Consider the following 11,128-nt stretch of genomic DNA (forward strand, 5'->3'; position numbering starts at 1 on the left):
TCAGAGGGTTAGAGAGTGTCCTTGCGGAATACATGGATCCGGAAGGAGATGGTGGTGGTCAGCGTGGTGAGGGCATCCAGGCGGTCTTTGCCGCTTTTGGGGGTCTTCCAGAAATACGGGGTCATCTGGAAGAGATCGGAGATGGTCTGAGGATCGGGCAGCTGGATGGTTCCGTCCACCGGGACCACCTCCAGATAGGAGAGACCCTCATAAGGGGTCAGTTTTTCCGTGTTGAGGTAGGGCTCGTCGTAGAGGATCTCTTTCAGCTCCCACAGGTGACGCTGGCCGGGGACCACATAGAAGTAGAGCCCGCCGGGGCGGAGCACCCGCAGAAACTCCTCCAGGGCCAGAGGAGAGAAACAGTTTACCAACAGATCGGCGCTCTGGTCTGCCACAGGCAGGTCGTACACCGAGGCCACGGCAAACTCGATGGAGTTCTCCCGCTTGGCCGCCCGGCGCAGGGCGTGCTTGGAGAGGTCCACCCCGGCCATCACCGGGGTGCGCCCCTGGGCTTCCAGCGCCTGGAAGAGAGCAGCGCTGTAATATCCCTCGCCGCAGCCTGCGTCCAGAATGGCTGGATGCTCCGGGCAGTATTTCAGCGCCAGGGCAGCCAGGGCATCCCGCAGGGGAGCGTAATAATCGCCGGAGAGGAAGCGGTTGCGGGCGGTGGCCATCCCCTTGTCGTCCCCGGGGTCTTTGGAGTGCATTTTGTTGGCGGGCAGAAGGTGGACATAGCCTGCTGCGGCCCGGTCAAAGCTGTGTCCTGCGGGGCAGAGGTACCGGGCCTCCTGCTTGTCCAGGGGTCCTCCGCAGACGGGACAGCGAAACATACTTTTCATGATGGATCTTCCTTTATGGTATGGAGTGGGGTCAGGAAAGGTGAACAATGGCTTTCACCAGTTCCGGAGGCTTGGCCTCCATCAGGCGGAAGGCAGTCTCCAGGTGAGAAAGGCCGGAAAACCGATGGGTGATGAGGGGAACCGGGTCCACCCGTCCGTACTGGAGCAGCCGCAGCAGCCGCTCCATTCTGGCCCGGCCGCCGGGGCACTCTCCCCCGCGGATGGTCTTGTTGCCCATGCCGAAGCCGTACCGGACGTTGTTGATGGGCAGGTTCCCATAGGTGGTGAAATAGTTGACGTTGCCCACGGTACCGCCCCACCGGACCATGGCAACTGCCTGTCCCAGGGCCTCGTCCCCTCCGCCGGCGCAGATGCAGCAGTCTGCCCCCTGCTTTTGGGTGAGCAGATGGACCTGCCGGAGCACGTCCCCTTCCTTGTAGTTGACGATGTCAGTGGCGCCGTACTCTTTGGCCAAAGCCACCCCGGCGGGGCGGCTGCCGATGGCGATGATCCGCCCAGCGCCCCGGAGTCTGGCCCCGGCAATGGCCATGAGGCCCACAGGGCCCACACCCATGACCACCACGGTGTCGCCGGGCTGAACCTCTGCCAGTTCCGCGCCGTAGAGGCCGGTGTTCAGCATATCTGCCGCCATGACAGCCCCCTCCAGGGAGACACCCTGGGGAATCCGGGCGGCGTTGGCGTCCAGATCCCGGATGAGGGCATACTCTGCCATGAGGCCGTCTTCACTGTTGGAGAGCTTTTGTCCGGTGATGAGGCCACTGCAATGCTGGTGGGCGCCCAGTTGGGAGGGGACAGTCCGCCAGTCAGGGGTCACGGGAGGAACCACCACCACCTCACCCAGCCCCTCGTGCCCCAGAATCCGGTTGGGCTGGAGGCATTGAATGGCCACGTTGTGCACATCTGAGGTGCAGGGCGCAGCCATAAGGGGGCGAATGACCCCGTCATACCCTGTGGCGTGGGGACGTTCCTTTTCGATCCAGCCGGCAGTGCCGTCCGACAGGTAAGCGAAGGCTTTCATGGTGTGCTCCTCCTTTGCGTCAGTATCGTTTGCCCTCAGTGTAGCACAGGAGGGGGCGGGCTGTCCACTGGTGCGGGGACGACTTGTGTTTTTGGTATTTTGTTGCTATAATAGCCGCGAAGTGCCGGGCACTTCACCTATTTGAAAAAAATCCCTGCAATGCAACGGAAACAAACCGGCGAAACGAAGCCGGAGAAAGGAGGGGATGGGATGCAAGAGTTGATCGCTCGTCTGGGCGTGATCTTCTCCCAATTGGGAGATCAGGTTCGGGCGGCGTTAGAGAACGCAGCCCCCGGCAAGGGGCTGGCGGCGGTCATTGACGTGGTGCTGCCGGTTGCCTGCGGCGTGCTGCGGGTGATCGCCATCATCTTTGCCATTCTCATCATTGTCCGCTGCCTCATGTCTCTGCTCCGGGACCGGCCGGGCAAGGAGATCTGGGGCTGGCTGACCATGGAGAACGGCACCCGCTTCGACCTGTACCACTGGGAGAACAGCGTGGGCCGCAGCCGCCGCTCCGACGTGGAACTGGATTTCCCCACAGTCTCCCGAAGTCACGTAGCCCTGCTGCGGGATGACAAAGGAAACTGGAAGCTCCAACCCCTGCAAACCAAAAACGGGACCCGGGTAAACGGGAAAAAGATCGCTCATACGGTGCCGGTCAAGACCGGCGACGTGATCGACCTGGGCGGCCTGCCGCTGACCTTCTATGCCATCAGCGAAGAGGAGGAGCGGGAGCAGGCCATGCGGTTCGGTGTGGCGGAGCGTCCGCTGCGCCCCGGAAAAACCCTGGGCTATCTCACTGTGTTCCAGATCATGATGGCGGTGCAGTGCCTGCCCGGCCGGGAGGCCCAGGAGGTGGCCATGATCGCCGCGTCCTTCGGCATTCTCTGCGCCTGTATGTGGGGGATGTATATCCTGTACCGGTTCCTGAAACGGACAGCCTTTGAGGCAGAGACCATCGCATTTTTCCTCTGTACGCTGTCCTTCTCGGTGACAGCGGCCTACTCCCCCAAGGGACTTTTGACCCAGACCATCTGCGTTATTCTGGGCCTGGCGCTCTTCATCGTGCTGAGCGTTCTGCTGCGGGACCTGAAATCGACCGTCTCTCTGCGTTGGCCCATCGCTGTGTTCACCTGCCTTTTGCTGGTGTTTAACGTGCTGCTGGGCCAGCGGCTCTTCGGCGCCAAGAACTGGATCAGTCTGGGCCCCATCAGTTTTCAGCCTTCGGAGTTTGTGAAGGTGGCCTTTATCTTCACGGGAGCCGCCACGTTGGACCGTCTGTTCGCCCGGCGAAACCTGATCTTTACGGTGCTGTTCTGCGGCTTCTGCATGGGCTGTCTGGCCCTCATGAGTGACTTCGGTACCGCCCTCATCTTCTTTGTAGCGCTGCTGGTCATCGCCTTCCTGCGCTCCGGCGACCTGGGCTTTCTGGCCCTCATGGGCACGGCGGCAGCGGCCGGCGGGTGGATGATCCTGCGATTTAAACCGTACATTGCCAACCGGTTTTCTGCCTGGCGGCATGTGTGGGAATTCTCCACCGAGCCCGGCGGCTATCAGCAGACCCGTACCATGTCGGCCATCGCCAGCGGCGGCCTGTTCGGCAAGGGGACGGAAGACAGCTTCTTGAAGAAAGTGGGCGCGGCCAACACGGACCTGGTGTTTGGCGTCATCAGCGAGGAATTTGGCCTCATTATGGCCCTGTGTACTGTGTTCGTGCTGCTGGTCCTCACGGTGTACGCCGTGCGCTGCGCCACCACAGCCCGCTCCAGCTACTACGTCATCGCAGCCAACTCCGCTGCGGCCATGCTGGTCTTCCAGGCCACCTTGAACGTGCTGGGCGCAGTGGACATTCTGCCCCTCACCGGCGTGACCCTGCCCTTCGTTTCCATGGGCGGGTCCAGTATGATCTCCTGCTGGGGCCTGCTGGCCTTTATTAAGGCGGCGGACACCCGGCCCAACGCCAGCTTTACCCTGAAGCTGCCCAAGCGGATCCGAGGGTGGATCCCGCCGGACTCTGACGGGATCTACGACGACCGGTACAGCGGCTGGTACGATGACTATGACGACTATGCCTATGATGACGGCTACGACGAAGAGTACGACGACGGTTATGACCGGGATTATGACGACGGCTACGGTCCTTATGAAGAGGACTACGGCTACGACCGGCGGGACCAAGCCGCCCCGGGGGAACCGCCGGGCGGATGGGACCTGGACCGGGACCCGGGCAGCTGGGACGATCTTCTGGACGGCCCCCTCTGGCCCAAGGAGGAGGACCCCATGAACTGGGAAGACCGCACCCGGTTCCGCTCTGAACCCTGGACAGAAAGGGGGAGAAAGGGATGAAGCGCTTACGGGGAAGAACCCTGATCACCCTGATCCTGGCAGGATTGCTGGCTGTGGGCCTCATCTATTTCTGCGTGCAGCTGGTGATGAAGGGCAACGACTGGGTGGGCTTCTTCGGCTCCACCTACTATGATTCCGGCGCCATTTACGACAAGAATGGCGTGTTGCTGTACGATGGCGAGTCGGGCGAGTATGCCGAGCGGCAGGCCACCCGGGTCTCCACCCTCCATCTGGTGGGTGACCGGAACTTTGGTACCTCGCTGCGTTCCGTGCTGGCCAGCCGGATGACCGGGTATAACCCGGTGACAGGGACTACCCTGGGCAGCCATGACGTGACCCTGACCATCGACTCCAAGCTCAATGAGACGGCGTATGCCGCCCTGAACGGCCACAAGGGGGTTGTGGCGGTGTACGACTACACCAACGGAGACGTGAAGTGTCTGGTGAGCGCACCGTCTTACGACCCAAAGAATCCCCCCAAGGACGTGAATGAAAACAGTGCCTATGAGGGGGTCTATCTGAACCGCTTCTTTTCGGGCACCTATCCTCCGGGCTCTACCTTCAAGCTGGTGACCACAGCAGCGGCCATTGAGCAGAAGAAGGATCTGGCGGATTTCCGCTACACCTGTACCGGCAGCCTTAAAGTGGGAAACGATGAGATCACCTGCCCCTACGTCCACGGGAAGAACATGGACATCAACCAGTGTCTGGCCTGCTCCTGCAACGGCGCTTACGCCACCCTGGCTCTGGAGCTGGGGGGCGACACCCTGGAGAAGTACATGAAGGACGCAGGACTTCTGGAGTCCCGCAAGGTGTGCGACATCACCACCGCAAAGGGGAGCTTTGTCTCCCAGCCCAAGGGAAGTTCCAACCTGGCCTGGTCCGGTGTGGGCCAGGACAAGGTGCTGGCCAATCCCTGCGGTATGCTGGCCTTTATGGGCGGCATTGCCAACGGCGGCGAGGCAGTGGTACCCAAGCTGGTGGAGAAAGAGACCATCTCGGGCACGCCCCTTCCGGCGGCCTTCCCAGATGGAAAGGACACCTTCTCCATTTACAGAAAGGAGACCTGCGAGCAGCTGAAAACCATGCTGCGCAACAACGTGACCGTCCAGTACGGCCAGGCGCAGTTTGGTGATCTGGCGGTCTGTGCCAAGTCCGGCACAGCCGAGGTGGGCGGCGGCAAGCAGCCCCACGCCTGGTTTGTGGGTTTCCTTGACGACCCGGACCATCCTCTGGCCTTTGTGGTGCTGGTGGAGAACGGCGGCGGCGGCGCCAGCGTGGCTGGCAGCGTAGCCGCAAAGGTCCTGGCCCAGGCAACCGCAGAGTAAAAAGACAGCAGCGGAAAAGAACAAAACAGCCTTCCATCCCCTGGGGACGGAAGGCTGTTTTTTGCAAAAAAATCCCTTCCAGGCGGGAGGGAGGCGGCCAGCCATTGACCGGCCGCCTTTGCCCGCCCATATGGAAGGAAAGGGAAGTGGGGGAAGTCCCCCACAAAGAAGGGATCGACAACAAGCGGAGGAGCCTGCTGTATGGTTCTGGTGGATGCGGAGAAAAGGCTCCCCGGAAGTGAGTTCTGATTGATTTAAATATACGACAAAAAGGGCATGGTTGTCAATGCAGATTTTTGGGTGTTTTTGAGGGTTTTCATAAGAAATCCCAAAAGAAGAGGGGATGCTCCAGGGAGTAAAGGACATGCTTTGGATGAACGTGTCTTATAAAACATAGTGTAGAATATAGGTCCTTGCTCTGCCTGAAGGAAGCAAGGGGGAGGAGAGGGCAGGTCATTCGGTTTTGGGGCGGCGCCGGAGGGCCTTGGGTTCCCAGGCGGGGAGAGGAAGCCGCTGCATGGAGGAGAAGACATATTCCCGCAGCTTGGGGTAGCGGGGTTCCAGAGAGGCGATGAGGTCCTTGACTTCCTGCCGTTTGGTGTTGCCGTTGGCGGGACAGGGATTGTGGACCACGGGCAGATGGAGCCGCTGGGCGGTGTCCCGGATCATGGCCTCGCTGACGTAGAGCAGGGGACGGATCTGGGTGATGTCTGTGCGGTCCAGGTAGGTCACCGGATGGAAGCAGGAGAGCCGTCCCTCGTAAAAGAGGGAGAGAAAGAAGGTTTCCACGGCGTCGTCGTAGTGGTGACCCAGGGCAACTTTATGGATGCCGTGGTCCAGCAGAGCCTCGTGCAGGGAGCCTTTCCGCATCTTGGCGCAGAGGGCGCAGGGGTTTTTCTCCTTGCGGGTCTCGAAGATCACTTTGTTGATCTGTGTGGGAATGCGGTGGAAGGGAACGCCCAGGGTCTGGCAGAGGGCGTCCACCTGGGAGAAGTCCATTCCCGGGATGCCCATGTCTACCGTGAAGGCCTCTACGGTGAAGGGGGCGGGGTAAAATTTGGCCAGGCGTGCCAGGGAAGTCAATAAAATCAAGGAATCTTTCCCGCCGGAGACGCCCACGGCCACCCGATCGCCGGGCTGGATCATATCATAATCCTCCACGCACCGCCGGAGAAGACTGAGGATTTTCTGCATAATGGGTTTCCTCCTAAGAAACAAAAATGAAAATAGAACCTGAGAATACGAGAGTATAGAAGAGATTACGAGAGAATAAGAGAGAATTCATTGGTGTAAATTAAAAATTTGAGAAAAGTCGTTGACAGAGCGTTGCCCACGTATTATAATGTGGTTCGCTGAAAACATCGCCCTGTGGGTTCTCCAGCATTATAAGCGCAGGCATTTGGTTTGTAAAGCTGGCAGAGCACCGCCGGGCATCCTTTATGAGGAATAGAATTTATATGGAGGTTCGACCCTATGTCCACTTTTATGGCTAACAAGGGCAACATCGAGCGCAAGTGGTATATCCTTGACGCTGCTGGCAAGCCCCTTGGCAAGACCGCTACTGTGGCAGCTACCCTGCTGCGCGGCAAGCATAAGCCCGAATACACCCCCCACGCTGACTGCGGTGACTTCGTCATCATTGTCAACGCTGAGAAGGCAGTGCTCACCGGCAAGAAGCTGGATCAGAAGTACTATCGCACCCACTCCGGTTATGTGGGCGGCCTGAAGGAGACCAAGTACCGCAAGCTGATGCAGGACAAGCCCGAGCTGGCTATGAAGCTGGCTGTCCGCGGCATGCTGCCCCGCAACATCATCACCAAGGACTCCCTGACCCGCCTGAAGATTTTCCGCGGCCCCGAGCACATCCACGCCGCACAGAAGCCCGAACTGTGGGCCGCAGAATAAGGAGGAACGTGAACTATGTATAAGAGCAAGAAGCCTTACCATTATGGCACCGGCCGCCGTAAGTCCTCCGTGGCTCGCGTGCACCTGTTCCCCAACGGTACCGGTACCATCACCATCAACGGCCGTGACATCGACGATTACTTCGGTCTGGAGACCCTGAAGCTGATCGTCCGTCAGCCTCTGGCCACCACCGACCTGCTGGGCAAGGTGGATATCAGCGCCACCGTCACCGGCGGCGGCGTCACCGGTCAGGCCGGCGCTATCCGCCACGGCATCAGCCGCGCTCTGCTGGAGATGAACGCTGAGTATCGTCCCGCTCTGAAGGCTGCTGGTTTCCTGACCCGCGACCCCAGAATGAAGGAGAGAAAGAAGTACGGCTTGAAGGCCGCGCGCAGAGCGCCTCAGTTCTCGAAGCGTTAATCAGACCCAACAAGAGTCGAAAAACCCCGGAAATACGCCATTTCCGGGGTCTTTTCATGCCCGTGAATCTTTGATGGCTTTTGATGGCGAATCATGGATTTTATCGGGAATTTAGTAGTTAATACTGAGACAATAGTTAATGAATGAGACAAAAAAATGAAAATGAGCGAGAGCAAGAAGTGTCCTTGTGCTCATTTCTGGCTCCGATCCTGTCTCCTCAAATAATTGTCTCAGGCCACTAAAATGACCCCATATTACGGAAAAGGAACGTTTGACGGATTCTGACGGAATCCGACATTTCTGATCCGGTTTTATCCGTGTGTATGACGCTCAGCAGAAAGTTCTTCCTGCCGGGCGTCTTTGTCTTCCCAGAAGAAAAGCCTCCATACATAGCCCGGTTGCTGTACGAAACGGTAACCGGGCTTTTTTCATTTCTGCAGGCTCTGCAGAACCATCATGAAAAAGGAGGATTATTCGATGGAAAAAGAAACAATCGTGATTGACGGCGTGCGTTACTACGCTGACCGTCCCAGTAGCTGCAGAGGCTGTTTCTTCTGGAAGAACCGAAAAGCAGGGTGTTCTCTCAAAAAGGAGAACTGCTACTACCTGGCCGAGTCTCCGAAAAAGAAATCGCCCTGTGACGGCTGCTGCTACGGCCCCTGCGTCAGCTTCTGCATGAAGAAATGCATGAACGAAGTCTTTAATACGAAGATGGAGGTACCGGTCAATGCGTGAGAATGGAGGATTGAACTTCTACAGAAACCTCATGAAGCACGAGGTGACAGTGGACCGGAACAAGACGGCTCCGAAATGCAGGCAGTGCTGCTATTATCATCCGGACTTCAAATACAGAAAATGTCTGTTCGCGACGTGTCCCTACGGTAAACCGGAGAAGGAGTACTTCAGGCAGAAGCCTCTCCCGAAAGACAAGTTTCCGTACCGGGAGGTGGTGATATGAATGCTTCCTGATTATCTCCACAGTGCAGAGGCAGATCATTTCGCATTTATTAGGGTTCCAAAGATCCTACTTCAGAATGAGGCTTTTCATGGAATCTCTGTCGAGGCAAAGCTGCTGTATAGTCTTCTGTTTGACCGCACAGAGCTCTCGAATAAGAATGGCTGGCGGGATGACCAGGATCGCGTCTATATCATTTTTACGGTGGCAGAGATACAGGAGAACCTGAACTGCGGCAATAAAAAAGCCATTCAACTTCTGGATGAACTGGAAAACAAAGCCGGGCTGATTGAACGTAAACGCCAGGGCCTCGGAAAGCCCAACCTGATCTACGTGAAAAGCTTCTACTGTGCTGTGGATAACTCTGGGGAAAGACATTTCTTGAAGTGTCAAAACGACACTTCTGGAAGTGTGAAAACCGCATCTCTGGAAGTGTCAGAATCACACTCTAATAAGACTAATAATAAAAAGACTTATTTTAATGATACTGATCCTTCTTTCCTTCCGGGAAGCGAACCGAAGCGAATCGATGGTTATGCACAATATAAGTCATATTTCAATTCAGAACTGGAGATGCCCATCCTGATTCAGAACTATCCGACAGAGAAAGAAACCTTGGAAGGAATTCTGGATCTTCTGGCAGAGACTTGTTCCTCAAAAAGAAAGGCCATCCGTATTGCCGGGGATGACAAGCCAATTGAGGTGGTAAAGAGCAGGCTGATGAAACTGAATTCCATGCACATCCAGTATGTTCTCGATTGTCTGCATGAGAATCCACTTCGAGCTCAGCTTCATGAACATGACGACTGACGCGGAGAGCTTCGAGGCAGGGATCCGGATCCCTTACCAGAAGGATGAGTTTAACAGCGTCCGTGACGAGTATTCGGAGATGCTGAAGAACCAGCTGGCCCAGGGCAACAACGGCCTCACTAAGACCAAGTTCCTGACCTTCGGGATCGAGGCGGATTCCATGAAGCAGGCCAAGCCAAGGCTGGAGCACGTCCAGAACGATCTGCTGAACAACTTCAAGCAGCTGGGCGTCCGGGCTGAGGTCCTGAATGGGTATCAGCGCCTGAAGCTCATGCACGACATGTTCCACATGGGAGATCCGGAGGACAAGTTCCGCTTTGACTGGAAATGGCTGGCGGAATCCGGTCTTTCTGTGAAGGACTTCATCGCCCCCACGGCCTTTGCCTTCCCCGGCAGCCGTACCTTCCAGATGGGAAGCATCTTCGGTGCCATGAGCTATCTGCAGATCACGGCGTCCGATCTTTCGGACCAGCTTTTGAAGGATTTCCTGGACATGGATTCCTCGCAGATCATCACGATGCACATCCAGTCCGTGGACCAGACGGAAGCGATCAAGACCATCAAGCATACGATCACGGAGCTTGACCGGTCGAAGATCGAGGAGCAGAAAAAGGCAGTCCGTTCCGGTTACGACATGGACATTATCCCCTCAGACCTGGCCACCTACGGCAAGGACGCCAAGTCGCTCCTGAAAGAGCTGCAGAGCCAGAACGAGCGCATGTTCATGCTGACGATGCTGATCATGAATACCGGCAGGACCCAGCAGGAGCTGGACACCAACGTATTCCAGGCAAGCTCCATCGCCCAGAAACACAACTGCAACTTAAGAAGGCTGGACTTCCAGCAGGAAAATGCCCTTATGAGCTGCCTGCCGCTGGCCAGCTGCCTCATCGATATCCGCCGTGCACTGACCACCAGCTCCACGGCGATTTTTGTTCCCTTTACCACCCAGGAGCTGTTCCAGTCCGGAAAGGAATCCCTGTACTACGGCCTGAACGCTCTTTCCAACAACCTGATCATGGTGGACCGGAAGGCCCTGAAGAACCCGAACGGCCTGATTCTCGGTACCCCCGGTTCCGGTAAATCCTTCAGCGCCAAGCGTGAGATCGCCAATGCCTTCCTGGTGACGGATGACGATGTGATCATCTGCGATCCGGAGGCTGAGTACACGGCTCTCGTGCAGCGCTTCAACGGCCAGGTCATTCATATCAGCCCGGCCAGCACCCAGTACGTCAACCCAATGGACATCAACTTGAACTACTCCGAGGAAGATAACCCTATCGCGCTGAAGTCAGACTTCATCCTGTCTCTCTGCGAACTGGTTGTCGGCGGCAAGGAGGGCCTGCAGCCTATTGAAAAGACGGTCATCGACCGCTGTGTCCATCAGATCTACCAGAAGTACTTCGAGAATCCCATCCCGGAGAACATGCCTCTTCTGGAGGATCTGTATAACGCTCTTCTGAAACAGGAAGAAAAAGAAGCCCAT

Annotated in this window: 10 protein-coding genes and 1 pseudogene; 8 read left to right on the plus strand and 3 right to left on the minus strand. The window is 57.2% G+C overall.

What is annotated here, in order from left to right; all coding sequences use genetic code 11:
- Nucleotides 1-8: 8 nt before the first annotated feature.
- Nucleotides 9-839, minus strand: coding sequence for a putative RNA methyltransferase (locus SOR61_RS09430; RefSeq protein ID WP_320612406.1), 831 nt, complete (start codon nucleotides 837-839; stop codon nucleotides 9-11).
- A 31-nt stretch (nucleotides 840-870) separates the two neighbouring features.
- Nucleotides 871-1,878, minus strand: coding sequence for a zinc-binding dehydrogenase (locus SOR61_RS09435; RefSeq protein ID WP_320612407.1), 1,008 nt, complete (start codon nucleotides 1,876-1,878; stop codon nucleotides 871-873).
- Between the two features lie 210 nt (nucleotides 1,879-2,088).
- Between SOR61_RS09435 and SOR61_RS09440 the strand changes: the two genes are divergently transcribed.
- Both SOR61_RS09440 and SOR61_RS09445 read left to right on the plus strand, forming a co-directional pair.
- Complete coding sequence (locus SOR61_RS09440) at nucleotides 2,089-4,224, plus strand: FtsW/RodA/SpoVE family cell cycle protein (protein ID WP_320612408.1); 2,136 nt, start codon at nucleotides 2,089-2,091, stop codon at nucleotides 4,222-4,224.
- Nucleotides 4,221-5,552 (plus strand): penicillin-binding transpeptidase domain-containing protein, encoded by a 1,332-nt coding sequence (locus tag SOR61_RS09445; protein ID WP_320612409.1) that lies wholly within the window; start codon nucleotides 4,221-4,223, stop codon nucleotides 5,550-5,552. The genes SOR61_RS09440 and SOR61_RS09445 overlap by 4 nt, the downstream gene beginning before the upstream one ends.
- Nucleotides 5,553-6,005: 453 nt before the next feature.
- Here the strand turns inward: SOR61_RS09445 and SOR61_RS09450 are convergent, their stop codons facing one another.
- Nucleotides 6,006-6,746 carry a tRNA 2-thiocytidine biosynthesis TtcA family protein gene (locus SOR61_RS09450; RefSeq protein ID WP_320612410.1) on the minus strand — a complete coding sequence of 247 codons (741 nt, stop codon included), beginning with the start codon at nucleotides 6,744-6,746 and terminating at the stop codon, nucleotides 6,006-6,008.
- A gap of 279 nt (nucleotides 6,747-7,025) precedes the next feature.
- On the opposite strand from SOR61_RS09450, the gene rplM reads away from it, so the two are divergent.
- The 6 genes and pseudogenes from rplM to SOR61_RS09480 form a co-directional block, all read left to right on the plus strand.
- Nucleotides 7,026-7,457, plus strand: a complete 432-nt coding sequence (rplM, locus tag SOR61_RS09455; protein ID WP_320612411.1) for a 50S ribosomal protein L13 — start codon at nucleotides 7,026-7,028, stop codon at nucleotides 7,455-7,457.
- Nucleotides 7,458-7,472: 15 nt separating this feature from the next.
- Nucleotides 7,473-7,877, plus strand: a complete 405-nt coding sequence (gene rpsI / locus SOR61_RS09460; RefSeq protein ID WP_320612412.1) for a 30S ribosomal protein S9 — start codon at nucleotides 7,473-7,475, stop codon at nucleotides 7,875-7,877.
- Nucleotides 7,878-8,354: 477 nt separating this feature from the next.
- Nucleotides 8,355-8,612 (plus strand): hypothetical protein, encoded by a 258-nt coding sequence (locus tag SOR61_RS09465; protein WP_320612413.1) that lies wholly within the window; start codon nucleotides 8,355-8,357, stop codon nucleotides 8,610-8,612.
- Nucleotides 8,605-8,835: a hypothetical protein gene (locus tag SOR61_RS09470; protein WP_320612414.1), complete on the plus strand. Its 231-nt coding sequence runs from the start codon at nucleotides 8,605-8,607 to the stop codon at nucleotides 8,833-8,835. Before SOR61_RS09465 ends, SOR61_RS09470 begins: the two co-directional genes overlap by 8 nt.
- The gene (locus SOR61_RS09475) at nucleotides 8,836-9,642 is read left to right on the plus strand and encodes a replication initiator protein A (RefSeq protein ID WP_320612415.1); all 807 of its coding nucleotides are present in this window, start codon (nucleotides 8,836-8,838) and stop codon (nucleotides 9,640-9,642) included.
- Nucleotides 9,605-11,128, plus strand: a pseudogene (locus SOR61_RS09480) (VirB4-like conjugal transfer ATPase, CD1110 family); the annotation flags it as partial. The gene SOR61_RS09475 and the pseudogene SOR61_RS09480, both read left to right, overlap by 38 nt.

This window comes from Evtepia sp. (assembly GCF_034090835.1).
Taxonomy (GTDB): domain Bacteria; phylum Bacillota; class Clostridia; order Oscillospirales; family Oscillospiraceae; genus Evtepia.

Bases quoted from the DNA above. Each gene is read 5' to 3' on its own strand.
- SOR61_RS09430 (WP_320612406.1), bottom strand. From the start codon at position 839: ATGAAAAGTATGTTTCGCTGTCCCGTCTGCGGAGGACCCCTGGACAAG.
- SOR61_RS09435 (WP_320612407.1), bottom strand. From the start codon at position 1,878: ATGAAAGCCTTCGCTTACCTGTCGGACGGCACTGCCGGCTGGATCGAA.
- SOR61_RS09440 (WP_320612408.1), top strand. From the start codon at position 2,089: ATGCAAGAGTTGATCGCTCGTCTGGGCGTGATCTTCTCCCAATTGGGA.
- SOR61_RS09445 (WP_320612409.1), top strand. From the start codon at position 4,221: ATGAAGCGCTTACGGGGAAGAACCCTGATCACCCTGATCCTGGCAGGA.
- SOR61_RS09450 (WP_320612410.1), bottom strand. From the start codon at position 6,746: ATGCAGAAAATCCTCAGTCTTCTCCGGCGGTGCGTGGAGGATTATGAT.
- rplM (WP_320612411.1), top strand. From the start codon at position 7,026: ATGTCCACTTTTATGGCTAACAAGGGCAACATCGAGCGCAAGTGGTAT.
- rpsI (WP_320612412.1), top strand. From the start codon at position 7,473: ATGTATAAGAGCAAGAAGCCTTACCATTATGGCACCGGCCGCCGTAAG.
- SOR61_RS09465 (WP_320612413.1), top strand. From the start codon at position 8,355: ATGGAAAAAGAAACAATCGTGATTGACGGCGTGCGTTACTACGCTGAC.
- SOR61_RS09470 (WP_320612414.1), top strand. From the start codon at position 8,605: ATGCGTGAGAATGGAGGATTGAACTTCTACAGAAACCTCATGAAGCAC.
- SOR61_RS09475 (WP_320612415.1), top strand. From the start codon at position 8,836: ATGCTTCCTGATTATCTCCACAGTGCAGAGGCAGATCATTTCGCATTT.